Here is a 26,758-nt window from a genome sequence, read left to right as displayed (position 1 = left end):
GGGAAGCACGTAGGTCGGGCGCTCTGACACCGAATCGGAAAATTCTCTAATTGCAGACCAAGCGATGCCGCCGGACGGACGCCGCTTCCCCCGGATTCATCCGCTAACCGGGACTCGGCCGCGCATCCGCACAAAAGAAGAGCGATCCACAGCCGGCGACACCGCCACGCAAGCGTTTCAATCGAGCAGCGTGTAAAGATAGCTCGCGATGTCACGCGCGTCGGATTCCGGAACATTCATGTTCGGCATCAGGGTCTGCGGATTGACGGCCGGAGGATTTTGCAGCCACCGGATCATATTTTCCGGGGTGTTCGGCAGAATGCCCGCGATGGCGACCCGCTTGGCGATTCCGCCGAGAGGAGGCCCCACCAGGCCATCCGCGCCGAACACGCCGGGGATAGTGTGGCAGGACGGGCAGCCGTAGGCGCGGATGGCGTCCTTACCCCGCTCCGGATTGCCGCCGGTCAGGGCGATGGCGTCGGACTCTTTCCCGCCCCCGCAAGCTCCGAGCAGGCACAACACGAAAACCATGGCGATCCCGCTTCCCGGACACGTCCCCTCTCCCGGTAGCGCCCGTCCGGCATTACGGGAGGGCGAATACATACAGCGTCCCTCCGGGGTTGGTGTGTTCGGGCAAGTCCTTCATGGCGTTGACGAAGCCGAGCGCGCCGGTGCCGTCGCGCGGGTCCAGCCCGCCCGACACGATGGCGCCCGACCAGCCGCCGACTCCGGCAAGCACCGCGACATATTGCTTGCCGTCGGGTCCCCGATAAGTCACCGGCTGGCCGATGATTCCGGAACCGACCTGAAACTGCCACAGAACGTCTCCGGTACGGGCGTGCACCGCCTTGAACCAGCGGTCCATGGTGCCGTAAAAAACAACGTCGCCCGCCGTCGCCACCGCGCCGCTCCACACCGGGAAGCGCTCCTTGATCTTCCATACGGCCTGCCGTTTCAGGGGGTCCCAGGCGGTGAACTCGCCGCGATGCCCGCCGGGTCCCGCGTGCATGTGCACCCGTGCCCCCACGTAGGGAGTGCCGGCGAGATAGTTGGCCTCCAATCCCTCCATGTCCATGCAGAGGTTGTTGTGCGGAAGGTAAAGTAGACCGGTCCGCGGCGACCAGGCTGCCGGCTGCCAGTCCTTGGCGCCGGGCGGTGCCGGGCAGATGTCGGTGACGGTTTTTCCCGTCTGCGGCTTCTTTTCCTCGACGTGAATGGGCCGTCCGGTCTCGAGATCGATGCCGCGGGTGACATTGGTCGGCACGAACGGGTCGGCCGACAGGATTTCCCCGGTCGTCCGGTCCATGACGTAGACGTACCCGTTGCGCTCCGCGCGCAGAAGAAGCTTCCGAATCCGGTCATTAACCGGCAGATCCACCAGGATATTCTCGTTGACGCCGTCGTAGTCGTAGAGATCGTGAGGGCTCCACTGGTAGGCCCATACCGCCGCGCCTGTCGCGGGGCGGCGGGCGAAGATGCCGCAGGTCCATTTGTTGTCGCCGGGCCGCATTTCCGGGTTCCACGGGCTGGGATTGCTGGTGCCGTAATAAATCAGGTCCAGCTCCGGGTCGTACGAAATCCAGCCCCACACGGCGCCGCCGCCGATCTTCCACTGATCGGGCGGCCAGGTCGTGACGCCGAGATCCTTGCCGTTGTCCTCCGGATAAAAAGCCTTGAATTCGGGACCGATCAGCACGTCCTTGTCGGGACCCGTGGTATAGGCCCGCCACGCGATTTTTCCCGTATTGGCGTCCAGCGCCGTGAGCCAGCCGCGCACGCCGAACTCGCCGCCGCTGTTGCCCACCAGCACCTTGCCCTTCACCACCAGGGGCGCCATGGTCATGGATTCGCCCCGATTGATGTCGCCGAGCTTGGTCTTCCAGACCTGTTTTCCGGTCTTCGCATCCACCGCGAAAGTATGGTTGTCGAGGGTGTTGAAGAAAATCTTGCCGTCGGCGTAGGCCGCCCCACGATTGACCACGTCGCAGCAAGCGACCCCTTGCGCGGCGGCAGCCGGTTTCGGCTCGAATTTCCATTTCATCGCGCCCGGTTTTTCCTTGAGGTCCAGCGCGTAGAGAACATTGGGATAAGGCGTGACGACGTACATCGTATCGCCGATCACCAGCGGCGCCGCCTCGTGCCCCTTGTTCAGGCCGGTCGAAAAGGACCAGGCGAGCTTGAGATTCCCGACGTTCTCGGGAGTAATCTGGTCGAGTCCGCTATAGCGGGTGCTCGCATGGTTCTTGGCCGGCATGGTCCATTGGCCGTCCTCCGCCTCGGCAGGCGGAACGGCTTGTGCCTGGACCCGGGATTCGGGAACTTGACTCGACACGACTCCCGGCCACCCGGCCAGACCGCCGAGCGCGACGAGCATCACACCGAGACGCGTTCCGATCTTGCCGGGCAAAGCATAGGCCACAGGACTCTGACCGGTTTTTGGCTGCTCCATGTCGAATCCTCCTTGTATAACGCCCCGTTCCGCTCGGACACACTCCGCGTAGGGTGGGTTACGCTTCGCCAACCCACTATCGATGGGTTTCGCTTCGCTCTACCCATCCTACAGAGCTACAGAGTTCGCGATTGCCGCGCTTCACTGCGTTCAGCACATCCTATTTTTATGACACCCTCCAAAGGGAAATAACTTTTTCAAAACTCCCTCAACATCATGGTCCCCTCGGGAGCGGGCTCCCGCTGTGCCCCGCCGCGCCGCCCGCGTTTTTTCCGATCGCCTCCAGCCAGGCGGCGAACATCCCGAGGGCGATGACCAGATAGATAGCGCCGGCGGGAACCCACATGATGAGCCCCGCGAGCTGCTGATCCTCGAGCGCGCTCAGTCCGGCCGCCGCCGAGCCGCCGTAGGCCGGATACCACGGCTGGCTGCTGAAGGTCAGCAACGCACCTAGCAGGCTGGTATGCACCGTCGTGGAGAACACGTATAGCACCCCGGCCCCGTACCCTCTCGCCCCTTCGCCGCCTCGGATGATCGCCCACCAGAACACCAGTGCCGAAACGAAAAAGCTCAGATGCTGCAGCGTGTGCACGTCCTCATGTCTCAGCGCCGCCTGAAAAAAGACCGGCGCATGCCAGATCCATATGACGGCCCCGTGTATCGTCCAGGCCGCCAAGGGCACGGTCATTCTGCGCCAGAAACGCCCGACCCAGCCGGTTTTGCAATAGCCTGTCAGAGACTTCCGCCACCCGCGCGGAAACGCCCACAGGGCAAAGGCGATCGGACGGCTCAAGACCAGCAGCGGCGCGGCGAGCAGTATCAGGATCTCGTGCTGGACCATGTGTGCCGAAAAAAGCTCGTTCGAAAGCCGATCCAGGGGCGAAATCAGGGCCAGAGCGATGAGCAGCCATCCCCCGGCATAAGCCAGCGCCTTTTGGATGAGCACCCGACGGCCCGCGCCGACTTTCGGCCACAGCCGCCGCAATCCGGCCATGAACAGTCCGGCCGACAGCGCAAGACAAAACAGGACCCAGGGCTCGAAATTCCAGGCGGTCCACTGAAAGCCGGAAATCGCCGAACTCCCTTCGTGAGCATGTCCGCATGCGGGAACACCGAACGCAGCGGACAAGGAGGGAATGACGGTTCGGCGCGCAATACGATTTCGTGCCATGGCAGGCCTCACGAGCGCAGCATCATGATCGGAACGGCCTGCGCCAGGATGGTCACGAAGAAATAGGCGCTGACAATCATCCCGGAAACCGCCATGAAGCGGCTCCGCGCGATCACCCCGCCTTCTCCGCTCGGCCACGCCGCCCCTGCCCTTTGCCAATTCCGCCAGGAGATCAACCCGCCGGCCGCGGCGATCACCAGGGCCGCCAAAGTCACCAGATACAGGGCGAGAGTCGACCCGGTGCCGTGGAAGAACGGCGTGATGCTGTAACTGGTTTGAAGGTGCAAGGCCCAGGCGACGGGACCCGCCAGCAAACCGGCCCATAGCGCGGCGATACCGCTACGCTCCGAGAAATACCGTTCCGCATCGGCCTGCAACACCTTTCTTCCCTCACTTTAAAACGCGCGGCATCCAGTACAGCGTGACGTACAGCGGTACCCAGACCGCCACCACGAAGTGCCAGTAAATCCCGTTGACCTTCACCGCCAGACTGCGCCGCTCGCTGAAGTAGCCTATCCATGCGAGAGCGCTGACCACGACCGTCTTCAGGATCAGCGCAACCACATGGGTGCTGTGAAAGCCGATGATGGTCCAGGAAATGGAGCCGTAGGAATGGGTATACCATCGGTACCCCATTTCGCTGTACTCGATGTATTTCAGCACCAAGAACGTCACCGCCAGCGCGATACTCAGCAACAGCCCCCAGCGCAGGGCCGTTTGGTTGCCTCGGGTGATGCCGCGGTCGGCCCAGTGCATCGGCAGGCTGCTGGCCATCAGCACCAGCGTGCCCAGGGTCGGCTTGACCAGATCGGGCGTCTTGGTGCCCGCCGGCGGCCATTCCGGCTGATCGATGCCGAGATAGAAATAGCTGGTGATGAGGGTGGCGAACACCACCGATTCGACCAGGATGAGACCGACGATGCCCCACCACAAGGGTGCTCTGTAGTCGGCGGGCAGACGCGGAAGCTCGCCGGCATCGAAGCGGGTTTCGGCGTTCATCGGGCTTGCTCCTCCTCGGCGGAACCTCCGACCGCGCGCGGCCAGAGCCATCCGACGAATCCGACGAAGGTCAGCAGCAAGCCGATCGGGAACCAGATCGGATGACGGATGAAGCCGAGAAAACCCGCCGCCACCGCGACGGCGGAAAGAAAAGGCCAGATCGTAGGTCCCGGCAGAATCGCCACGGCGTGCGGCTCGGCATCGAGCAGCGTCGTGACCAGCACTTCGCGCCGCCCGGAGCGGAGTCCCACCACCGTTCCCGCCGGCTCCTCGCCGCGCTCCCACAGCGCCCAACGGCCGCGCACCACAGGGATATCCTCGAAGTTGTAATTGGGCGGCGGCGAACTTGTCGCCCATTCCAGAGTATCCCCGCCCCAGGGGTTGTCCGGTGCGTCGGGTTTTCGCAGGAAACTCAGCAGGGCGTCGACCGCGGTGACGAGCACGCCGAGGGCGAAGACGTACGCGCCTATGGTCGCCAGCAGGCTCAATTCGAACCACCCCGATTCGGACAGATAGGTGTAGACCCGGCGCGGCATGCCCTGCAAGCCGAGCTGGTGCATCGGGAAAAAGCTCATGTTGAAACCGACGAACATCAGGACGAAGCTCCACTTGCCGGCGGTCTCGTTCAGCATGCGCCCGAAGACTTTGGGGAACCAGTAGTAGATCGCGCCGAACACCGGGAACACCGCCCCGCCGATCAGCACGTAGTGGAAGTGCGCGACCAAAAAGTAAGTGTCGTGAACCTGCGTATCGAACGGCACCGAGGCCACCATTACGCCGGTCAGCCCGCCGAGCACGAAGATGAAGAAGAAACCCAGCACGAACAGAAGCGGCGTCGCGAACCGCAGCCTCGCTCCCCAAAGCGTCGCGATCCAGCAGAATATCTGCACGCCGCTCGGCACGGCGATCATCACGCTCGCGGCCGTGAAGAAGCTCACGCCCAGCGCCGGAAGGCCGGTCGTGAACATGTGGTGCACCCACAGCCCGAAGGCGACGAAGCCGATGGCCACCACCGAGAGCACCATGGCGGTGTAGCCGAAGATGGGCCGCCGCGCGAAGGTCACGACGATGGACGAGATGACGCCGAGCGCCGGCACCAGGATGATGTAGACCTCCGGATGGCCGAAGAACCAGAAGAGATGCTGCCAGAGCAGCGGCTCGCCGCCTCCCGAAGTCATGAAAAAATGGGTGCTCACCGTGCGGTCGAGAGCCAGCATGACGCTGCCCACCATCAGGGGCGGCATCGCGAACACGATCATGAACATGGTCACCAGCATGGCCCACACGAACAGCGGCATGCGGTTGAGCGACATGCCGGGCGCACGCTGCTTGAATATGGTCACGATCAGCTCCACCGCCGCCACCAGCGCGGAGATTTCGATGAACGTGATCATCGTCGCCCAGAAGTCCAGACCGAGTCCGGGCGAATACTGGGTCAGCGTCAGCGGCACGTAGGCGAACCAGCCCCCGTCCGGCGCATGGCCCAGAAAACCCGCGGCGTAGAGCGTCACTCCGGCGATCAGGTATACGTAATAGCCGAAAGCGTTCAGGCGGGGAAAAGCCATGTCGCGGGTCCCGATCATGAGCGGGACGACATAGATGCCCAGCCCTTCCATCATGGGCACGGCGAAGAAAAACATCATGGTCGAGCCGTGCATGGTGAAAAGCTGGTTGAAGTGATCCGGCGTGAGGAACGAATTTTCCGGCACCGCGAGCTGGGTTCTCAGAAGCAGCGATTCGATTCCTGCCATCAGGAAGAAGATGAAGGAAGTGACAATGAAGCGCTTGCCGATCATGCGGTGGTTCACTTGGGTGAACCAGCCGACGAAGCCTGACGCGGAATACCAGGTCCGGTCGAGTTCCTCCGCCTTACGGGAAATCGCCGGGCGCTCCGACGCCTGCTCCCCGACTCCCGGCCGATCCGTTTCGGTGCTCGCGGTCATGGGCATGCCCTTTTCGTTTTGTCGCGAACGCGAAGCCTGTCCCGACTGGAGCCAAGGGGCTTATCTCGGCCTATGTAGGATGCCCCTGTCCGTAAACTTCTCGATCGTAGGTCGGCAATCCATTGCCGACGAACACGCGCGGCCGGGACGTGGCGTCGGGAAGGGGGGCTTCGGCGCTCCAATCGCAAACGGTCATTCGGGTGCTCCAATCGCAAACGGCCTGGCCGGGAGCGCCGGCCAGCCCCTTCCCCGGATGACCGTTTGCGATTGGAAGGGATTCCCGACCTGCTTGGGGCGCAAGCTGGTAGGCCGGAATAAGCGTCAGCGTTTCCGGCAATCAACGGCGGGAAGGCCACCATGCCGGGAACACGGAGCCTGTCCCGAGGCAGTCGGGAAGATCGTAGGTCGGCAATCCATTGCCGACGAAGCTGTCGGGAAAGGATTCCCGACCTACCTCGGGCGCGAGCATGTAGGCCGAAACAAGCGCCAGCCTTTGTAGGCCGGCAATCCCTTGCCGGCGACTGCGTGTAAAATTTCTCCTTCATTTCAGGCTCTCCAGATAACTCAGCAAGGGATGCAGGCTCTCGGCGTCATAATTGACGGGAGGCATCTTGTTGCCCGGTTTGACGTGCTGAGGATCGAGAATCCAGCCCGCGAGGTTGCCGCGATTATTGGGCAGGGTTCCGGCCGCGAGAGTCCGCCGGCTGGCCAGGTGGGTCAAATCGGGCGCGACCCGTCCGAGCGCGGCGGTCCCGCGGATCGAGTGACAGAGTACGCACGGCGATGAAAGAAAGACCTGCTGTCCCCTGGCGAGAACCGGATCGGCGGGTTCGACCGCCGGAGCGCGCTCCCGAGCCAGCCAGTTCGAAAAGACTTCGGACGGCTCCGCAACCACCCAAAAAGCCATGTTCGCATGCTGTATGCCGCAGAACTCGGCGCACTGGCCGCGAAATTCCCCGGCCCGGTCGGCGGTGAGCCAAGCGGTGTTGGTCTGACCTGGAATCAGATCCATCTTGCCGCTCAGATTGGGCACCCAAAAGCTGTGGATGACGTCTCTGGATTTGAGCAGGAATTTCACCGGCCGGCCGACCGGGATGTGGATTTCGTTGGCGGTAACCGCGACCGCCCTATCCTGTTCGTCGAGGTAACGGATCTCCCACCACCAGCGGCGTCCGATCACCTCCACGGTCAGCGCATTTTCCGGCGGCTCCTCCGAAAGTTCTCGGTGAATCGACACGCTGGAAATCAAAACGATCGGGAGTACGATAGCCGGCAGTATCACGCCGCCGGCGAGCACCAGATTGCGGCTCTGGCGCCGATTCAGAGGCGCTTCCCCGCGCCGGCCCCGCGAGCGCCACACGCCGGTCAGAAGCGCAACCATGACCGCCAGCAGAATCAGCGTGGCCACGATGCACATGGCCCACCACAGGTTGGCCAGCATCTGTGCCTGCGGGCTCATCGGATTGGTGGCGTCCTGAACCCCGGAACAGCCGCCGAACAGCAAGACGAAAACCGGAAGGACGACCCGCTTCACCCGGCATCGCGCTCCCCCGCTCCGGCCCGGATTCCATGCGCCTTGGTTCATCGTTTCGGCTCGCCGGGCGATTTCCCGCTTTCATCCGCCGATTCCCGGCGCCTGGGTTCAGGCGCGCCGGTCGCCGCGTACTCGGGTTGCAGCGTGCGGATGTAAGCGATGATCTGCCAGACCTGTACATCGGTAATCCGCCCGCCGTAGGCAGGCATACCCTTGGGCCGGCCCTCGACGATGCTGGCGAACAGGTTGTCGTCGTGAGGACCGTAGATCCACTCGTCGTCCATCAACGGCGGACCGATTGCCCCGCCGCCGCTGGCATGACAGCCGGAGCAGTTAAACCAGTCCCAGAGCTCCTTGCCTTCGGCGATGGCCTGCCGGTCCCCCGCGAAAGGATTTCGGAATCGCGGCAGCTCCGGCATCTCGGGGCCGGGGCGCAAATCAACCATGGGCGCGCCGGTGGGCGTTCCCCCTGCCGGCGGCGCCTGCCTGAACTCGCCTATGCCCCGTTCTTCCCGGCAGCCGGCAACAAGACCCAAACCGAAAACGCCCGACAGAGCCAGCGCCCCCAGCGGCAATTTTCGGCGAAAACATCGGTCATTCATGCGGGACGACCCTCTGCGTTCCTTCGATTCAGGGTACTCCGTACTTTCGGAGTTGCGCGCCTATCTCGGACCGCTCTTGTTACGGCACTCCAATCCGATAAGCTACCAGGACGCTACACGAGGACTTACGTCTCCGTATCCAATAATTTCGATCAGGCCGCCCTTCGTTCTATCCAAAAATACGCAATAGTTCGTACAGAGCTCCGGCATTTCCGCGCATAGACCGGATTTTTCTGAAATGCTGTCAAGGAATAGCGGGAGATGGCGGAAAGACGGGATGACAAATGCCTAGACTTGCCGTCCCTCGGGACCGGCGCTCAGCGTGCGAGCCCGAACCGCGTATCCGGAAACGGAGCGGAAACGCGGGACGCTCCATTGTCAACGTTCAAGCTTGCCCTTGAGTTTGAGCAGACCATCGTGATTCGGGACGGCTTCCAGCCCCTCCAATACTTTCTTCAGGCTATCGACGCGGTTGCCTTGCTCGAACGCTTTCCATGCCTCCAGCTCCAGGGCGTTCGCGATCTTTTGTATGCCGCTGGCCGCCTTTTCGTTGTAGGGATCGATCTTGAGCGCCTCGCGGTAGGCCCACAAAGCATTGGCGCCGGTCGGGGCGGTCAAATAGCCGACCTCGAAGTGAATGTCCGCCAGTTCCAGCAGATCCGCGACTTTCGCGTGCTGCTCGGCGGTGAGCGTGGTCGCGATCTTGGGCGGCTCCTTGGCTTTATGCAGGCCCATGTAAACATTGCTGCCGATGGCCAGGACGACAACCGTGGCGGCGGCCCAGCTTCCGTAGAACACCGGCGACCGCTTCTGCAGATCGCCGATGAAATCCTCGGCCGTCGGGGTACGGTCCTCGCGCTTGAGGGCGAGGGCTCTCTTGAGACCTCTCCATTGCCTGCCGTTCAAGCCGGAGATGGGCTTGGGCTGCAATTTCAGTTCGACCGCGACGTCCGCCGAAATTTTTGCGTACGGATGTTTCCCCGCCAAAAGTTCGTAAGTCACGCAGGCCAGGGCGTAAATATCGTCGCGCGGGTCCGGCTCCTCGTCCTTGAGCATCTCGTAACTCGCATAAGCCGGCGTCAGCGCCCCCAGATCGCGGGCATTGAATACGGTCGCGTCGCCGCCCTTCTTGTCCGTTCGGCCCGCGGCGCAGGCGATGCCGAAGTCGAGCACCTTGACTTCGCCGTTCTCGTCGATGAAGACGTTGCCCGGCTTGAAATCCGAATGGACGATGTTCTTCTTGTGGGCGTGGGCCAGCGCTTCCGCCATGCCCTGTATGATCGGCCAGGCCTTCTTGAACGGCATGCCCCCCTCGGGAAGCTCTCGGATCAATCGGTTGAGGGGCTGGCCTTCGAGGTATTCCATCGACATGAAGACGTGCCGGTCGTCCCTGTCGAAGTCATATACGTTGATGATGTTCGGATGGGAAAGCGTCTGAGCCCGTTTGGTCTCCCTCTGGAGCGCGATCAGGGAAACGGGATTTTGCTGAAAATCCTCGTTGAGGACCTTCAAAGCAACATAGGGCTCTTTGTCGTTGGCCTCTTTCTTGCGCAGGTCCAGTGCCTTGAACACTACGCCCATTCCGCCCTCGCCCAGCACCTGCTCCAGCACGAACCGGTCCTTGAGGACGTCGCCGATTTGCAAAGGCCTTACCGTTAACGCGGATTCGACCGGCGGCGGGACACTGTGGCCGGTCCGGGTGCTCAGCCGAGTCGAATCGCCATCATCGCTCGGCGCGGAAGCCGCGACGGGACGCGGCGCCTCCGGCACCCCAGGGGCGAGGGTCGCCAGCCGCGTCTTTTCCGCATCGTCGTCTGCGGCAACCGCGGCCGGACCCGGACGATTGCCGGCGGACGAGGGCAAGATCCTGGTTTTGTCGAGTGCATCATCACCAGACGTTTGCTGAATATCTGTCATTTTTCTTATCAGGGAAGATTGTTTTGCAAAGGCATCGCGGCTCGGTGGCGTTCTTTATGATAGCCCCTCCCCGGAAGGATGCGGAAAAACAAACGTGCAACTCTCTTTTCGGAGAAAAGTCTCATACCTTAAACGGTGCGCGGGGAGCGTCACGAGTGGTCCGAGGATAAGTTCATCCCGAGCTTAGTCGAAGGGCCGCCATCGGGACGCGCAGTAGCTTCCCACGCACCGTCTTAGAGCTAGATCTTAAGGAGGGAACATGGCGGTACGAAGCGCATCGGCCGAGTGGGAAGGCAATCTCGCTCAGGGAAAAGGAAGCATGCGATTGGGCAGCGGCGCCTTCACCGGGAGCTATTCGTTTTCGTCGCGTTTTCAAGAGGGGCAAGGCACCAATCCCGAAGAGCTCATCGGCGCGGCGCATGCGGGTTGCTTTTCCATGGCGCTGGCACACGGCTTGGCGCAGTCCGGGCACACGCCCAAGCGCATTGCGACGACGGCGAAAGTCCACCTCGAAAAGGTGGGCGAAGGGTTCAAGATCACCGCGATCGAGTTGGATACCGAGGGCGACGTACCCGGAATCGACGCAGCGACATTCCAGACGTTCGCCGACGACGCGAAACGGAATTGCCCGGTCTCCCGGCTTCTCACCGGTGCCGAAATCAAGCTCAGGGCGAAGCTCGTTTAGCGCCCAAACAGTTCAAGGCGCTCGCGGCCGAAACCTTTGACGGACGAGGGCGCCGACGGAGGCGAATGATATGCCGCACTACAACTATCTCATCATCGGCGGCGGAATGACGGCGGACGCCGCGATTCGGGGCATACGCGAGATCGATACCGGGGGAACGATCGGACTGATCGGCGCGGAGGCGCACCCTCCCTACAACCGCCCGCCCCTCTCCAAAGGACTCTGGAAAGGAAAACCGCTCGAGCGCATCTGGCGGAAGAACGTCGAACGGAATGTCGCTCTGCATCTCGGCCGGATCGCCAGCACGCTGGATCTCGCGGCCAAGCGCATCGACGACGATCAAGGGACCGCCTACACCTTCGATAAATTGCTGCTGGCGACGGGCGGAACCCCGCGGCGACTCCCCTTCGGCGGCGACGACATCATTTATTTTCGAACCCTCGACGACTATCAGCGTCTTCGCGCGCTGAGCGAGGAAAAACAGCGCTTTGCCGTCATCGGCGGCGGATTCATAGGTTCCGAGATCGCGGCCGCTCTGGCGATAAACGGCAAGGAAGTGGTCATGGTCTTTCCCGAAGAAGGGATAGGGGCGCGACTGTTCCCGCCCGACCTCAGCCTGTTCCTGAACGACTACTATCGACAGCAGGGCGTCGAGGTGCTGCCCGGACAGCAGGTCACCGATCTTCAAAAGTCGGACAACCAGCTCGTCTTGACCTTACGCGACGGGAAGACCACCAACGAACGGGCGATTTCCGTGGATGCCGCGGTGGCCGGCATCGGTATCGTCCCCAACATCGAGCTCGCGAAAGGCGCGGGCCTTCGAGTGGAAAACGGCATCGTGGTGAACGGCCTCCTGCAAGCCGGTACTCCGGACGTGTATGCCAGCGGAGACGTCGCCAATTTCTACAATCCGGCCCTGGACACACGCTTGCGGGTCGAACATGAAGACAATGCCAATACCATGGGCAAGCACGCCGGTCGAAACATGGCCGGGGAAACCGTTCCGTATCACCATCTTCCGTTTTTCTATTCGGATCTGTTCGAGCTGGGATACGAAGCCGTCGGAGAAACCGACTCCCGCCTCGAAACAGTCGCCGATTGGTCGGAGCCGAACCGAAAAGGCGTCGTCTATTACCTGCGGGACGGTCGGGTCAGAGGCGTGCTGTTATGGAACGTCTGGGAACGCGTCGACTTAGCCCGCGAGCTGATTGCCGAACCCGGCCCGATCGACCCTCGCAGCCTGAAGGGAAGGCTTTGATGAGACGCCTTCGTCGGCAAGGGATTGCCGACCTACCACAGCTCGGGAGTAGGTCGGGAATCCCTTCCCGACGCACCGCTTCGTCGGCAACGGATTGCCGACCTACAACTGCCCGACGCACCGCCTCTTTGTCGGCAAGGGATTTGCCGACCGACCACAGCTTGTTTCGGCCTCACGCCCCAGAACGTTTCGGCAGTATCCGGCGCCGTTATCCTTATAGGACGGAAGACATAATGAACGCTCTACTAAAACTCATCGAGCACGGCCAAAGCTATTGGATCGACAATCTCACGCGGCGCATGATCACCAGCGGCGAACTCGAATGCCGCGTCCGCCGCGAAGGCCTGCGCGGGGTGACTTCCAATCCGCAGACCTTCCAGAAAGCCATCGCCGGAACCAAGGATTACGACGAGCAAATCGAAAGCCTCACCTGCGGCGGCCGTCCATGCCCCGACGTGCGCGAGATCTACGAAGCGCTGGTGACCACCGACATTCGAGACGCCTGCGACATCCTGCGTCCCGTTTACGACGAAACCTCCGGACTGGACGGCTACGTCAGTCTCGAAGTGTCTCCGCACATCGCGCATTACCCCGAGGCCTCGATCGAACAGGCACGGCATTTGTCCCGCATCGTGGACCGGCCCAATCTGTTCATCAAGATTCCGGGCACCGTCGCCGGCCTGCCGGCCATCGAGCAGCTTCTATTCGAGGGCATCAACGTCAACATCACCCTCCTCTTTTCCGTCGAGCGTTACCAAGCCGTCGCCGAGGCCTATCTCCGAGCGCTCGAACGGAGGACCGAGGCCGGTCTCCCGCTGGAAAACATCGCCTCCGTGGCCAGCTTTTTTCTGAGCCGGATCGATGTATTGGCGGATCAGCTCCTGAGTCAGCGAATCTCCCCGGAGATTGCCCGCGACCTCGAGCCGGACCCGAAAACGCTGCTGGGAAAGACGGCGATCGCCAACGCCAAGCTGGCTTACCGTAGCTTCAAGCGAATCATCGCGAGCGATCGATGGAAAGCTCTGGAAAACAAGGGCGCGCGTATGCAGCGCATGCTATGGGCCAGCACCAGCACGAAAAATCCGGACTACCCGGATGTCATGTACGTGGAACCGCTGATCGGGCCCCACACGGTCAACACCATGCCGGAAACGACCATCGACGCCTTCGCCGATCACGGCGCGGTGCGCGACACGATCGAGGAAGGCTCGGACGAGGCGCGAGGGGTGATGGAGGGGCTTTCGAAGCTCGGAATCGATTTCGGCCTGGTTACCGCCCAGCTCGAAAACGAGGGCGTACAGAAATTCATCGAACCGTACGACGCCCTGATGAACAGCCTGGCGGACAAGTGCCAGAAATACTCGAATCGCCGCGGCATCGCCCTCCTGCAGAAAATGGCGCGCCAACTCCGCCGCGACGTCGTCATGATGACGACCGAAGCGGGATCGGGCCATCCGACCTCGAGCCTGTCCTGCGCCGATATCGTCGCCGCCCTCTTCTTTCACGAAATGCGCTGGGACCCGAGCGACCCGAGCGCCCGCAACGTGGACTCCTTCATCTTATCCAAGGGCCATGCGGCCCCGATCTTATGGGCCGCGCTCCACGAGTCCGGCGCGAGTCACGAGGACTTGGGTTCGCTGCGCAAAATCGACAGCACCTTCGAGGGCCATCCGACGCCGACCAATCCCTGGGTCAAAGTGGCGACCGGCTCGCTGGGTCAGGGGCTGGCCGCCGCCAACGGGATCGCGCTGGCCAACCGCCTGGACGGCATCGCCAGCCGGGTCTTCTGCCTCGTGGGGGACGGCGAGTGCTCCGAGGGCTCGGTGTGGGAAGCGGCGCAGTTCGCGTCTCTCAACAAGCTGTCGGGGCTGGTCGCGATCGTCGACGTCAACGGTTTGGGCCAGACCGGACCCACGCCTTACGGCCACCGCACAGAGGTATTCGCACGCCGCTTTCAGTCCTTCGGATGGTCGACCATCGAAATCGACGGGCATGACATGGAAGCCATTCTCGACGCCTTGTATCGGGCTCGAAAAGGCGGTCCGACGGCGATCATCGCCCGAACCGAAAAAGGCCACGGCGTTCCCTTCCTGGAGGGCGCTCACGGCTGGCATGGCAAGGCCCTGAGCCGGGAGGAGATGGACAGGGCGCTCAAGGAACTGGGCGATACGGGCGTGCACATGACGGTGGAATCGCGGCGGGTCGGCCAGATCCGGCGCTCCGACCCCGAACCGGCGCCGCCCCTCGAGATCGGCTACCAGCCGGGCGAAAAAGTCGCCACGCGCAAGGGATTCGGGAATGCGCTCAAGAAGCTCGGGGGACTCATGCCGGAAATCGTGGTGCTCGACGGCGACGTGAGCAACTCGACGTATACCGAATTTTTCGCCCGAAGCTATCCGAAACGCTTCTTCCAAAGCTATATCGCCGAGCAGAACCTGGTCGGAACCGCGCTCGGCCTGGCCGTTTCCGGCAAAATTCCGGTCGCCGCCAGCTTCGCCTGTTTTCTCTCGCGTGCTTACGACTTCATCCGCATGGCGGGCCACAGCCGTCCGCCGCATCTCGTGTTCTGCGGCAGCCATGCCGGCGTGTCCATAGGCGAGGACGGCCCTTCGCAGATGGGGCTGGAGGATCTGGCCATGTTCCGCGCCCTGGCCGGCAGCACCGTGCTGTACCCGTGCGACGCCGTCAGCGCCGAACGCCTGACCGAACTGGCGGTGAAGACGCCGGGCATCGTCTATCTCCGCACCACGCGCCCTTCAACCCCGGTCATCTATTCCGAAGATGAAGATTTTCCGATCGGCGGCAGCAAGGCCCTGCGCTCCGGCGGGGACGACCGATTCACGGTCGTCGCGGCCGGCATCACCGTGCACGAGGCGCTCGCAGCCCATGACAGCCTGAAGCAGCGAGGAATATCGGTGCGCGTCATCGATGCCTATTCGGTCAAGCCGCTGGACGTGGCGACCCTGGAGCAGGCGGCGCGGGAAACACAAGGCGTCGTGGTGGTCGAGGACCACTGGCGCGACGGGGGACTCGGCGATGCGGTCGCGGCGGCCTTGAATTCCACGGTACCCGTACATCGTCTCGCCGTAAGCAAAGAGCCCCGATCGGGAACGATGGAAGAACTGCTGGATCGGCACGGCATCTCCCGGCGAGCGATCGAAGAAAAGATTTTGGAGTTTGAATAGGTTAACGAACCGAGCCCCGCCCGTTTCGATGGCTTACCGAAACCGGATTTCGTGGGGCGGGTTAGGCGCACTCCAACACAAGCTAGCTATCGACCACTACGCTTTGCGTGCGCCGTTACCCGCCACGCCGTCCTTTGGCGGGTTACGGTGCGCGCATGACTCGTGTGGTTACGCGCGGAAGGTATGGTGCGCACCTAACCCGCCCTACCATGGGCTGTGTCGGGAAAGGATTCCCGACCTACTTGGCGGCACCGATGCGTAGGTCGGCAATCCCTTGCCGACGCATCCTCCGCACCCAACCGGAAAATGCTCTAAAACTCCAACCGCACGCCGGCATTGACGGAATGGCGTGTTTCGAAGCGGTTGTCGACCAGGGTCTCGTACTGGACGAATGCCGATCCGCCGTGGGGGAGAACCGCCGAAACCGAGGTTCTGAGATTGACATAGTCCCGGTCCGGACTGTCGGTGCTCACGGTGAATCGATGCCCGCCGGCGTCGTCGGCGAAACGGGCGCCGATCAGACGGCTGTCTTTCGCGAATTCGTGCTCCCATTCCACACCGAGCTGCGATACGAACACACCGACGGCCGTGCCGGCGGTATAAGACACCATTCCGCCCAAGGCCGTGGTTACCGAATCCACCGTCTGCGCGTCGATCGCCAGATTGAGCGGGTCCGCGCCCCGCTCCGTATAGCCGTCGATGGTGGTCCGTCCGTATTCCGTGCGCCCGCGCAAACCCAGTGTCCACGCGCCAAGAGGAAAATCGTAGCCGCTGTTGACGCTGTAGCGCTGCTGCCAGCCTTCCGTGTCGCTCTTGGCGGTCATTCGCACCGGCCCGAAAGCGTCGATATAGGCGATGTTCCGGGTCGAACTGTACTGGTTGTAGGTACCGTTGGCCACCAGGTCCAGATACCAGCGGTCGGTGAGCTGATAGCTGCCGAACAGGGAAAACGTCGTACCGTCGATTTCGAGGTCGCCTCCTTTTCGGACGGTATTCGATTCGGTATAGCCGTAACCAGCGGACACGCCCATCAGGAACCGCCGGGTGAACCAATAATCGACGCCCGCCGTGAACCCGTAAACCTTGGAATTGAATCCCCGCTGCAAGCGCGTGGTGTTTCGGTCCCCCGACTCGAACTGGCCGTTCACGAAGACGCCCAGCCTGCTGAATCCGCTGTCCTCGTCTCCGCTGGCTCCGCCGGAGCTGCCGAAAGGAAGCATAGCGGCCAGCAGATTGCCGGGCAGCGTCTGCCCGTCGAGATTCAGGGTCAATCCGTTCACGCTGAAACCCGAACTTCCGGCTCTCAGTTCCACCAGCCGCTGGTTGACGTTGCCGACCTGAATCTGCGAGATCCGCCCGCCGCCGAGGGCCTGCGCGGCGGTTTCTTCCGGACTGATGCTGCTGAGGGCTTCCGCCACCCGTTCCAGCCCGCCGGGTCGATTCAGCAATTCGGTGAGCCCTCGAATGCGCTCCCGCAAGGCTTCGGACGCGCTGTTGCTACTGACGATGCTCTGAAGCGTACCGGCCAAGGATTCCTGCTGCACCAGGTCCCCGGCCGTGTTCAGAGTGGCCCCGACCACCACGGTCACCGTGCCGGTACTCTCGCCGATCGAGTTGGCGACGGTGTACGTGAATCGGTCCTCCCCCACGAAATCCGCTCTCGGCGTATACACCACCCGGGTGGTTCCGCTCACCGTCGCGGTGCCGTTGGCGGGCTGGGACACCGAGGTCACGACCACCTGATCCGGATTGCTTTCCACCACCGTGACGGTTACCGGCTGCCCGGTCGTGGTGCTGGTTTTGTGGCTGGCGGCGGTCGGCGGGAGCGGATTGACCGTGATGGTCACGGTCGCGTTGGCGCTTCCTGCCGGGTTGGTCACCGTATAGACGAACGAATCCGTACCCACGTATCCCGCGTCGGGGGTATAGATCACCGACGAGCCACTCGGAACAGCGGTGCCGTGGGCCGGCGCCGAAACGCCGGCGAGCTGGAGCTGTGCTCCGCCATCGTTGTTCAGCACCCCGATCGCCGTCGCCTGGTCGCGCGGGATGGCGATGCTATCGTCGGTTGCCGTCGGCGGCACGTTGGTATTAATCGTCAAGCTTGTCGAAAAGGAAGGGAACTGATTGTCAAATGTTCTTCCCGATGCAACCACCGTATTGCCGTAGAGGACCGACATCCCGCTGAACTCCTGGCCGTTCATGTCGATCTGGAGCGGTGTGGCATAGGGCAATACGAGCTGCTGAGCAAAGCTGCCCCGGATCTGCGGACTGCAGCAAATGCCCCCCAGATCTCCGTAGGTTTGCTCGAAAAGAATCGAGTTGGCGCTTAAATCGGTGATCCGGATGTGACCGAACGAGGCGGGGTCCATGGTCCCCTCGGCCACGTAAACCTCGGCAAGCTGTCCTTCCGATTCGAAAGAAATGCCCCGCAATTGCAGGGAATAGAAGTTAGTCGCGATCTGATCGGCGAAAGGAACGAAGTCGGCATAAGCCGCCGTTTGGCCCAACGCAAGCCATAGCGCGGCTGCGATACCGCGAAAGCGGCAAACGCCGGGCGTTCCGCGAAGGAGGTGCGACATCAGCCCGGCGGCTACTGATTCATATCGATTTCGGCCGACTTATACGCGACGAAAAACCTAATCTTCCTCGTCCATCAAGTCGAATACCATCTGAACCGACTTTCCCGTTTTCGTGTTCGTGGCCTTGAACGTGGCGACCTCGTTCTCTATTCCGACACACTCGATTTCGACGGGCGGATCGTCGTAATCGCTCTCCGGTATGTCCAGCCGATCCATGAGGTCTTGGTTTTCTTCCGCCGTTAATTCCATGTTGCCGTATGAATCGATGCGCATAGATCTGTAGCCAAAACGATTGAAGTGAATAGGGTCTTTCCGATAATTCCCGGCGGACCGATCCCCGGATGTTGAAGGTGTCAGGTCGATCCCGCAGATGCGCCGAGTATGTCGATGACGATCTTGCCCCGTGCGTGTCCCGATTGGCTCCGACGATGCGCAAGATCCAACTGGGACAGCGGGAACACACTGTCGATGACGGAACGCAACCGCCCCTGTTCCGCCAGTGTGCTCAAGAACGCCAAATCTTCCCCGTTAGACTTGAGCATGACGGTCTTGATCCTCTTCTTCGAAAAAAGCCGGAACAACACTGAGCGAACCATCAGACCGATCGCGGGCAGAGTGGATACATAGATGCCGTCCGGTTTCAGTAAACCCTGATAACGCCCGAAAGGCTCCGAAACCACGGTATCGAAAATCAGATCGAAAGAGGCCAAGGGACCGAACTCGGTCGTCTGAGTATAGTCGATGATCTCGTCCGCCCCGAGCTCACGTACCCAGGGCGCGTTGGCGCCGCTGCATACCGCGGAAACGTCCGCTCCGAGCACCTTGGCGATCTGTACGGCGTAATGCCCGACACCGCCGGAAGCGCCAACGACCAACACCCTGCCGCCCTCCTTCAGGCGGCCGAGATCGCGCAGAGCCTGGAGAGCGGTCAGCCCCGCCAAGGGCAAGGCCGCGGCTTCATGGTCGTTCATCGTCTTCGGCGCCAAGGCGGCCAAGCGTTCATCCACCGCGGCAAACTCGGCTGACGTTCCGAAACCCCGTGAGCGCAAACACGCCATCACCCGGTCGCCGGGCCGAAAACGCGTGACCTTCGCGCCGATCTCCACGACTTCGCCGGCGAGGTCCATGCCGGGTATGGACGGAAACCGGACCGGAAGGATAAAGCGTAAACTGCCGTTATGCAGCTTCCAGTCGATCGGATTGACGGAACTCGCGGCCACTTTGACGAGCAGTTGGTCGGACGACGGTTTCGGCGCGGGCACTTCGGCCGGATGAATTTTCGACGGATCGCCGTAGCCCGTGTATTGCATGGCTTTCATGGACATCTCCTTTGTTCGATGAGTGAATGCGAAAAACGATTTTATTTAAGATGGAGCGTCAAAATAGTTGAAACCGCGATTTCATGACTGACTTTACGGGAGATCCATTGTGACGACACGACACCTGCAAATCGATGCGGACACGTTCGAAGCGGCCAAGGCCCATATTCAGCAGCAATTCGACACGCTTTCGTGGTGGCCGACGGAAGGACCGGATCAGGCCAAACAGGAGTACAAGATCATGAGCTCCAACCCGGCGCAATTGGCGTACTGGTGCGAGAAATGGCTGAACGGCGGGCAATGGCGGCACTTGGAAAACGATGTGCGACAACGGCTTCGGCGCGGTTAGAGTGTTGTAGGTCGGGAATCCCTTCCCGACGTTAACAACTTGCTAAGCGGGTTTGTCGGCAAGGGATTGCCGACCTACTATTAATCGCGCTACTTGAGCGTGGCGGCACTATAAACGCGCGGCGATAGTTTGTAGGTCGGGAATCCTTTCCCGACACAACGGTCGAGAAAGCGGCTACCATTTCCCGATCCACATCGCTAAACCCTGGTGAAAAACGCTCTAAAGCCTGTCTTGAGCGATGTCGAAAGGCTCGCTCCCACAAACGCTCACATCACTTGGATGTGGCGGCACTATAAATGGGCGGCAATAGCCGACAAAATCCGATTTGCGTCGCCGTAATCCACGGGCATTTCCGAGTATCCTTCGTCATGAGACAGGAGCAAGGTCGGAAAACTGCGGACCCCGAGCTCTCGCGCCCAGCGGATTTCTTCGAGCAATTCCACGTGAGTATCGGGATGCCGGAGATCCGCCGCGAAGCGGCCTCTGTCCAAACCGATCTCTTCCGCCAGCTCGATCAAAGTCGAGTCGTTCGACGGATTTCGCGCTTGCAGGTAATAGGCCTGTTGAATCGCGAAGATCATGGCGTCCTCGAAGCCGGCGCCCTGCCGGCGCGCGGCGATCACGGCGCGGCAGGCCGGGTAGGTGGAACGCCTTGGAACGCATTTCGTCCAGAAATCGAAATTGAACCGGGTGCCCGGCACCGAACGTTCTATCGTTCGCCAAATGTCCTGAATGTTTTCGCGCATCTCGGCCGGCATGGGCACCGCGCTGTCCGGCGCCAGACCGCCCAGAAACTGTTCGATCTCCACGGCATCCGGCAACCGGGTCCGTACACTCTGCCATACAGGTCGAAACGCCCAGCACCAGCTGCACATGGGATCGTGAAAATAGAGCAGCGCCGGACCGGCGGCTTTAGGTCGATTGTGTAACACTGCCTTTCACCGGATGAACTCACCGGCTAATCCGTGCCCGCATTCTGCTTCAAAAAGTCCGCCCATTGTCTTGAAGACATCGAATTCAGATAAGCTTTTGCCATTTCCGGAGTGAGCAATTCGATCAGAACGCGGTTCTCCACCCACAATTCGACGACATCGAAAAGCCCCCCTCTGTTGCACGTCACGGCGCGCCAGCTCTCGCGGGCGGCGATGCTCTTGATCTGTTGTTCGGTGAGATCGACCGAGACGGCGGCGTGGGTGGCGGTGAACGGCGAGGATGCCTCGTTATTCATTGAGCTTACCTCTTCGTGCTCCAGGCCGGGCTTGAGCTCCGTGCCGAGCGGATAAACCTCGATCGCTGTACGGTGCGGATCATCGGTCAGTGCAATGTAGCTGCCGGAGAATACGGGAAATGGAAATGACCGTCCCCCCAGCAACTCCGCAAGAACCGCCGCTGCGTGCTCGGGGTGCCTGGCGGCGATAGAAATATGGTGAATCATTGGTACGTATCCGTGAGAATGAGAGTCTTTGCCGGGAACGGCTGCCGCCCCGTAGCTGCCCACACGGACTCATAACGGCCTGCCGTGAAATCGTCGGCGTAACCCGAAACGAGCAGCGTGTTCCCGGTACGCCAGCCTACCGAAAATCGCCCAAGATCGGCAACCATGAAAATCGTACTGGTTCTTATTTTTCTCGCTTTATCGGCCTGCGGATGGCTGCCCAAAAAGCAGGCGCACGACGCTGAAATCAGCCCTCGCTTAAGCACCGGCATCGAACTTCCGCCCACAAAAGACCGAATTCTCGCGCTAGCCATCAGCGAATGGTTCTACTTCGGTCGGCAATCGGTCATTTACGACGGCGACAAGGAAAGCATCCCGCTGGTCGGGTTCTGGGAGGACGAATCCCCCTACGCTCAACGAATCAACCAGTATTGGCGAGCGGTCGGCATGCCGGAACGTACCGGCCGAAATTGCGAACAACCGTGGTCGGCGGCTTTCGTCAGCTGGGTCATGGCCACTGCGGGCGTTCCGAAAGAGCGGTTTCCGCCTTCGGAAGCCCACTGGATGTACCTTTCACGGATTATTCGCAACGCCGAGTCGCCGAACGCCGTTTTCGTGCCCAGACGCATACACGACTACGCGCCGCGCCCCGGCGATCTGATTTGCGCAAGCCGGGGGTCCTCGATCACTCCTCCTTTCGTACAATCCCCTTTCCTCGAAACCATAGAGCACACCAAACTCCACTGCGACATCGTCGTCGAAAAACACGGTCGGACCTTGGAAGCCATCGGCGGAAACGTCAGAAACTCCGTTTCCAAGAACATTTTGAAACTCGACAAGAACGGCCATCTGCAACCGGTCGCTCGAAGACCCTGGTTTGTGGTCATCGAAAACCGCTTGTAAATGACGGATAAAACGGACATTTCTTTCTTTACATGCGAATAGGTGCGGCGCGCATTCCGGCGCGTCCAACGGCATTTCCAGGTTGATAAGAACGGCAAATACGGTGGGTTGTGCTAGGGTTATTTATCCGTAACTCAGTCAACGCTCCTGCTTTATCGTTCAAGTATCTCCGCCTCATGAGTCAAGACGCCCCTCAGGTCGAAAAACGTGCCCGTTTTACGTCCGGCTCAACTTGGACGGAGATTCCGACTACGGAACACACGGGAATGAATGGGCGCTATCTTTGGCGGGGATTCTTTAATGTTCTTGAATTCATACCGATTCGCGCAGGGTGCATAGCTCTTGGCGCGGCATGCCGAATGGATTGTTTTCATGCGTCGGAAGGGTTGCGACTAAAGCGACCGTTTGCGATTGGAAGGGGGGCTTCGGCGCTCCCGAAGACGCCGTTTGCGATTGGAATAAGGAAGCACCCGATTCTGCCCTACTCGGGCCGAATTAGATTTCAGGAATGACGCAAAGAAAACGTTGGATATTGGTGAATTTTGGATTCGATTTCATTTTTGAGGTCGACTTTTGATTAGGTTCCTATGACTCCAGATCCACATTGGACTACATACCTTTCGGCGCTGCTAACCCCAACTGTTGCAGTGCTAGGTTCTTTTATTGCCTACAGGCAATGGCGATTGGCGCAGAATAAACTGAAATTGGATCTCTTTGAACGCCGACTCACCGTCTATGAAGCAGCAAGAACACTTCTCTCCTCCATTATGGCAACCGGTAAAGCCAAGGATGGAGAGGTTTTCAAGTTTATGGTCGCAACACGCGAGGCCAAGTGGCTTTTCAACGAGTCTGTCGCCGAGTATCTCGACAAACAGCTTTACCACAAGGCCATTGATTTACAAACACTCGATGCTGAGCTGGAAGGCGTACCCGTTGGCGAAGAACGCAGAAAGAATGTCCGTGCTCAGGCTGAGATCAAGGAATGGTTCATGGCGCAATATGAGGTCCTTGATGAAATGTTTTCACCATTTCTTAAGCTTCAACACTAAACCTAACATTTCGGTCGAGAGGGACGCGTCGGGGCAAAGCTGCTCGCGCCCCTCACCTTTACGTTAGGTGCCATTTCGGGGTCACCCACTCCCAAGAAACGCCAGAAGGAAAACTTATGCTGAGATCTTTTGCCTCGTTTGTCAGCTACTGCAAATCTCTCCATGGAACTGTCCTCCACACGGGAGCACAGTCCAAACCGTTTCGTGTTGAGGTCGAAGGCAATACGGTCTTCTTTGTGCCTCAATCGTCCGGGAAGCGGCGCCGGGCGAACTGCGAGAAGACGGAGAGAGTTTTAGCTGAACTGTCGAGGTCAAATGTATGGTCGCCAGGGCATTATCAATCAATTACCTATCACGCCTCATATATTATTGCGGTCGCAAAGCATGCAGGCGCCTAACCCGTGGCTCGAGGGGACCGCCCACCGGCGTGCCGGTGGGTATCCTCCGCGCTTCGCGCTCCAATGGCCGGTTACCTCAAACGTTGAGGGTGTAGAAAAACCCTCAATTCGAAAAACCAACTCATGAAAAATCAATCACTTGAAGGCCCTATTTTGGCCAAAAATAGGGTTTTTCTACAGCCTCGTTAGATTGCATCAGGCTTCGATACCGATGAATTCACTGGGGTCACATAATCATATTGTCTGGAGCTACTTTGACATTGCCAGGTTAATCGCTCATGAGGCGGAAACGTCATCCTCTGACAGCGTGAAACGTTCAAAATCTGCTGTAGTGTTCCTTATGGCGGTAGCGGCAGTCGAAGCATACATAAACATCTTTGGGAGAATGTGGGTGGAGCAGGATACCGATTTCAGCCATGCGACCCAGATACGAGATGACATCAAGAACAAAAAATTCATCACTTACAAGATTAAGACTTGGCCACAGCTATTTTTTGGAAAAGGTCTTGATTTATCACAAGGGGCTGGACAGGAGTTCTTGGCGCTCGTCGAGAAGCGAAATCGTCTTATGCACTTCACTTCCGACTACCACACTTACCAGTGTGAGAATGTCACGATTAAGGGTCTTGTAGACAGTACAGTGTTCGATTCCCTTACCCCGAAAGATGCCGAAAAGGCAATCTACGTCGCGGAAAGTTTTATCGAGGCATGGATCAGGCTCCAAGGACTCAAAGAACAACACGTCAAGGCGGCAACCGCCCATTGGACTGGAAATATTTCCAGCTCGCGTAGGGCGAAATAGGGTACTCCCGTATTCCAATCGCAAACGGCGTCTTCGGGAGCGCCGAAGCCGCCCTTCCAATCGCAAACGGTCGCTTTAGTCGCGACCCTTCCGCCGGATGGATTTGGCCGCCACGCGGCGCAATACGCGGGAACGCTATTGCGCCCTACCGCGTTTCAGCCATTGATTGGTCATCCCGGTTTGGGTCGCCAGCGTCCGCGACAGATGCCAGCCTGTAGGATGCGGTGACGACAGGAACCGCACCAATCGCGAACGATGCCTGTCCTGAGCGTAGTCGAAGGGCGGTTCGTTCCTCACCGCATCCTACGGTTCTACAACAAATCGACGGTGCCCCTGGTTTTCGATCGTCGAAAAAATCGCTTGTAAAGGCCGGATGCAGGATTTTTCCGGCCAGGGGTGTAATCTAAGCGGGCGCCATCCGGAATCGGATAACGCGGATTTTTGGAGCGGCGCCGTCTGTCAAAGCCATGGGTGCAGGCGGCGGCACACCTGTGGTCAGAATCAGGGTCGAACCGGGACCCGTTTCAATTCAACCGACGAGGGAATGCAGATGAGTGCGGAACCAAAACAGATCAACCCGTCCCAGATCAAGATCTCTCAAACGAAAATGCTGATCGACGGCAAGTGGATCGATTCGGCCAGCGGAAAGACCTTCGAAACGCTCAACCCGGCGACCGGCGAGGTGATCGCCCGCGTCGCGGAAGGCGACCGCGAGGACGTGGACAAGGCCGTTCGCGCCGCCCGCAAGGCGTTCGAGGAAGGCCCCTGGCGGAAGATGAACGCGCGCGAACGGGGACGTTGCCTGTACCGCCTGGCGGACCTGATCGAGAAGCACTTCGACGAACTGGCGGCGCTGGAAACGCTCAACAACGGCAAACCGATCACCGAAAGCAAATCGGCCGACCTGCCGCTGACCATCGAGTGTTACCGCTACTACGCGGGCTGGGCGGACAAGATCGAGGGCAAGACCATTCCGATCAACGGCCCCTTCTTCACCTACACCCGTCATGAGCCGGTCGGCGTGGTGGGGCAAATCATTCCGTGGAATTTTCCGCTGCTGATGCAGGCCTGGAAGTGGGGCCCGGCTCTCGCGGCCGGCTGCACCATCGTGCTCAAGCCCGCCGAGCAGACGCCGCTGACCGCGCTCAGGGTGGGCGAACTGGCTCTCGAAGCCGGCATTCCGGAAGGCGTCATCAACATCGTGCCGGGATTCGGCGAAACCGCCGGAGCCGCGGTCGCCGAGCACATGGACATCGACAAGGTGGCTTTCACCGGATCGACCGAAGTGGGCAAGCTCATCATGCAGGCCGCCGGCCGTTCCAATCTGAAGCGCGTCACGCTGGAACTCGGCGGGAAAAGCCCGAACATCGTGTTCGCCGATTCCGATCTGGACGCGGCGCTCGAGGGCGTATTCCTGGGACTCTTCTTCAATCAGGGTCAGTGCTGCTGCGCCGGCTCCCGCGTTTTCGTCGAGAAAAAGATTTACGACGACTTCGCCGCAAGGCTGGTCGAGCGCACCCGCAAGCAGGTCGTGGGCGATCCGTTCGATCCGAAAACTACCCAGGGACCGCAGGTCAGCCAGGAGCAGTTCGATCAGATCATGGGCTATATCCGCTCCGGCAAGGAACAAGGCGCCAAGCTTCTGACCGGCGGCAACCGCATCGGCAGCCGGGGCTTTTTCATAGAGCCCACGATTTTCGCCGATGTCGGCGAGGACATGAAAATCGCGCGCGAGGAAATCTTCGGGCCGGTGCTGTCGATGATTCCGTTCAAGGACGTGGACGAGGTCATCGGACACGGCAACCGCACCATGTATGGACTGGCGGCGGCGGTGTGGACCAAGGACATCAGCAAGGCGCATCGCCTGGCGGCCGAACTGAAGGCGGGAACGGTATGGATCAATTGCTACGATATCTTCGACACGGCCGCTCCTTTCGGCGGGTTCAAGATGTCCGGCATCGGGCGCGAACTCGGCAGTTATGCCCTGGAGAACTATACCGAGGTCAAGACCGTTACCGTGGCGCTGTAGAGGCAACGCCCAGCAAATTCCGGTGGACACGGCCTATCGGCCTTTGCCCACCCTACGACATTATCGCGGCTGTAGGGTGGGTTAGGCGCGCATCGCACCGAGTCTGGAAAGTTCCCATGGTGTTTCCGCGCGCCGTAACCCACCAGGCA

24 protein-coding genes are annotated in these 26,758 nt (G+C 60.4%); 8 read left to right on the top strand and 16 right to left on the bottom strand.

Going from position 1 to position 26,758, the window contains the following annotated elements:
* Nucleotides 1-177 precede the first annotated feature (177 nt).
* The 10 genes from JOD69_RS20600 to JOD69_RS20560 form a co-directional block, all read right to left on the bottom strand.
* The gene (locus JOD69_RS20600; RefSeq protein WP_210024208.1) at nt 178-603 is read right to left on the bottom strand and encodes a c-type cytochrome; all 426 of its coding nucleotides are present in this window, start codon (nt 601-603) and stop codon (nt 178-180) included.
* The gene (locus JOD69_RS20595; RefSeq protein WP_210024207.1) at nt 584-2,449 is read right to left on the bottom strand and encodes a methanol/ethanol family PQQ-dependent dehydrogenase; all 1,866 of its coding nucleotides are present in this window, start codon (nt 2,447-2,449) and stop codon (nt 584-586) included. Before JOD69_RS20595 ends, JOD69_RS20600 begins: the two co-directional genes overlap by 20 nt.
* A gap of 214 nt (nt 2,450-2,663) precedes the next feature.
* Entirely contained in the window at nt 2,664-3,620 is a 957-nt protein-coding gene (locus JOD69_RS20590; RefSeq protein ID WP_210024206.1) for a cytochrome c oxidase assembly protein, read from the bottom strand.
* An 8-nt stretch (nt 3,621-3,628) separates the two neighbouring features.
* Nucleotides 3,629-4,000, bottom strand: coding sequence for a hypothetical protein (locus JOD69_RS20585; protein WP_210024205.1), 372 nt, complete (start codon nt 3,998-4,000; stop codon nt 3,629-3,631).
* A gap of 10 nt (nt 4,001-4,010) precedes the next feature.
* Nucleotides 4,011-4,619, bottom strand: a complete 609-nt coding sequence (locus JOD69_RS20580; RefSeq protein WP_210024204.1) for a cytochrome c oxidase subunit 3 — start codon at nt 4,617-4,619, stop codon at nt 4,011-4,013.
* The gene (ctaD, locus tag JOD69_RS20575) at nt 4,616-6,562 is read right to left on the bottom strand and encodes a cytochrome c oxidase subunit I (protein ID WP_210024203.1); all 1,947 of its coding nucleotides are present in this window, start codon (nt 6,560-6,562) and stop codon (nt 4,616-4,618) included. The genes JOD69_RS20580 and ctaD overlap by 4 nt, the downstream gene beginning before the upstream one ends.
* A gap of 70 nt (nt 6,563-6,632) precedes the next feature.
* Nucleotides 6,633-6,758, bottom strand: coding sequence for a hypothetical protein (locus JOD69_RS25160; RefSeq protein WP_276205403.1), 126 nt, complete (start codon nt 6,756-6,758; stop codon nt 6,633-6,635).
* A 345-nt stretch (nt 6,759-7,103) separates the two neighbouring features.
* Nucleotides 7,104-8,147, bottom strand: coding sequence for a cytochrome c oxidase subunit II (coxB, locus tag JOD69_RS20570; RefSeq protein ID WP_245245710.1), 1,044 nt, complete (start codon nt 8,145-8,147; stop codon nt 7,104-7,106).
* Nucleotides 8,144-8,698, bottom strand: coding sequence for a c-type cytochrome (locus tag JOD69_RS20565; RefSeq protein WP_077731080.1), 555 nt, complete (start codon nt 8,696-8,698; stop codon nt 8,144-8,146). The genes coxB and JOD69_RS20565 overlap by 4 nt, the downstream gene beginning before the upstream one ends.
* 378 nt (nt 8,699-9,076) lie before the next feature.
* On the bottom strand, nt 9,077-10,615 hold the full coding sequence (locus JOD69_RS20560; protein ID WP_210024202.1) for a serine/threonine-protein kinase: 1,539 nt from the start codon (nt 10,613-10,615) through the stop codon (nt 9,077-9,079).
* 259 nt (nt 10,616-10,874) lie between these two features.
* Here JOD69_RS20560 and JOD69_RS20555 point away from each other — a divergent pair, with 259 nt between their 5' ends.
* The 3 genes from JOD69_RS20555 to JOD69_RS20545 all read left to right on the top strand — a co-directional run bounded on the left by JOD69_RS20555 (nt 10,875) and on the right by JOD69_RS20545 (nt 15,743).
* Nucleotides 10,875-11,300: an OsmC family protein gene (locus JOD69_RS20555; protein ID WP_077731082.1), complete on the top strand. Its 426-nt coding sequence runs from the start codon at nt 10,875-10,877 to the stop codon at nt 11,298-11,300.
* Between the two features lie 70 nt (nt 11,301-11,370).
* Nucleotides 11,371-12,558 (top strand): FAD-dependent oxidoreductase, encoded by a 1,188-nt coding sequence (locus JOD69_RS20550; RefSeq protein WP_210024201.1) that lies wholly within the window; start codon nt 11,371-11,373, stop codon nt 12,556-12,558.
* A 233-nt stretch (nt 12,559-12,791) separates the two neighbouring features.
* The gene (locus JOD69_RS20545; protein WP_210024200.1) at nt 12,792-15,743 is read left to right on the top strand and encodes a transketolase; all 2,952 of its coding nucleotides are present in this window, start codon (nt 12,792-12,794) and stop codon (nt 15,741-15,743) included.
* Nucleotides 15,744-16,054: 311 nt separating this feature from the next.
* Here JOD69_RS20545 and JOD69_RS20540 read toward each other — a convergent pair whose 3' ends face one another.
* The 3 genes from JOD69_RS20540 to JOD69_RS20530 form a co-directional block, all read right to left on the bottom strand.
* A complete protein-coding gene (locus JOD69_RS20540; RefSeq protein WP_210024199.1) occupies nt 16,055-18,325 on the bottom strand; it encodes an autotransporter domain-containing protein in 2,271 nt (756 codons plus the stop codon).
* A 57-nt stretch (nt 18,326-18,382) separates the two neighbouring features.
* On the bottom strand, nt 18,383-18,598 hold the full coding sequence (locus tag JOD69_RS20535) for a hypothetical protein (RefSeq protein WP_077731086.1): 216 nt from the start codon (nt 18,596-18,598) through the stop codon (nt 18,383-18,385).
* 80 nt (nt 18,599-18,678) lie between these two features.
* Nucleotides 18,679-19,644, bottom strand: coding sequence for an NAD(P)-dependent alcohol dehydrogenase (locus JOD69_RS20530; RefSeq protein WP_210024198.1), 966 nt, complete (start codon nt 19,642-19,644; stop codon nt 18,679-18,681).
* A gap of 109 nt (nt 19,645-19,753) precedes the next feature.
* Between JOD69_RS20530 and JOD69_RS20525 the strand changes: the two genes are divergently transcribed.
* Entirely contained in the window at nt 19,754-19,993 is a 240-nt protein-coding gene (locus JOD69_RS20525; RefSeq protein ID WP_210024197.1) for a hypothetical protein, read from the top strand.
* A 290-nt stretch (nt 19,994-20,283) separates the two neighbouring features.
* Here the strand turns inward: JOD69_RS20525 and JOD69_RS20520 are convergent, their stop codons facing one another.
* Genes JOD69_RS20520 through JOD69_RS20510 form a run of 3 tightly spaced genes read right to left on the bottom strand, consistent with a single transcriptional unit; the run spans nt 20,284 to nt 21,595 of the window.
* Nucleotides 20,284-20,925, bottom strand: a complete 642-nt coding sequence (locus JOD69_RS20520) for a DsbA family protein (protein ID WP_240502566.1) — start codon at nt 20,923-20,925, stop codon at nt 20,284-20,286.
* 26 nt (nt 20,926-20,951) lie between these two features.
* Nucleotides 20,952-21,428 (bottom strand): hypothetical protein, encoded by a 477-nt coding sequence (locus JOD69_RS20515; protein ID WP_077731089.1) that lies wholly within the window; start codon nt 21,426-21,428, stop codon nt 20,952-20,954.
* A complete protein-coding gene (locus JOD69_RS20510) occupies nt 21,425-21,595 on the bottom strand; it encodes a hypothetical protein (RefSeq protein ID WP_210024196.1) in 171 nt (56 codons plus the stop codon). Before JOD69_RS20510 ends, JOD69_RS20515 begins: the two co-directional genes overlap by 4 nt.
* On the opposite strand from JOD69_RS20510, the gene JOD69_RS20505 reads away from it, so the two are divergent.
* The 4 genes from JOD69_RS20505 (at nt 21,594) to JOD69_RS20490 (ending at nt 26,609) form a co-directional block, all read left to right on the top strand.
* Nucleotides 21,594-22,331, top strand: a complete 738-nt coding sequence (locus tag JOD69_RS20505; RefSeq protein WP_210024195.1) for a DUF2272 domain-containing protein — start codon at nt 21,594-21,596, stop codon at nt 22,329-22,331. The genes JOD69_RS20510 and JOD69_RS20505 overlap by 2 nt on opposite strands.
* 587 nt (nt 22,332-22,918) lie before the next feature.
* A complete protein-coding gene (locus JOD69_RS20500) occupies nt 22,919-23,380 on the top strand; it encodes a hypothetical protein (RefSeq protein ID WP_210024194.1) in 462 nt (153 codons plus the stop codon).
* A gap of 609 nt (nt 23,381-23,989) precedes the next feature.
* On the top strand, nt 23,990-24,580 hold the full coding sequence (locus JOD69_RS20495; protein ID WP_210024193.1) for a hypothetical protein: 591 nt from the start codon (nt 23,990-23,992) through the stop codon (nt 24,578-24,580).
* A 550-nt stretch (nt 24,581-25,130) separates the two neighbouring features.
* Nucleotides 25,131-26,609 (top strand): aldehyde dehydrogenase family protein, encoded by a 1,479-nt coding sequence (locus JOD69_RS20490; RefSeq protein ID WP_245245709.1) that lies wholly within the window; start codon nt 25,131-25,133, stop codon nt 26,607-26,609.
* Nucleotides 26,610-26,758 lie beyond the last annotated feature (149 nt).

The organism is Methylocaldum sp. RMAD-M (assembly GCF_017832375.1).
Lineage (GTDB): Bacteria > Pseudomonadota > Gammaproteobacteria > Methylococcales > Methylococcaceae > Methylocaldum.
This window is presented reverse-complemented; position numbering and strand designations above follow the sequence as displayed.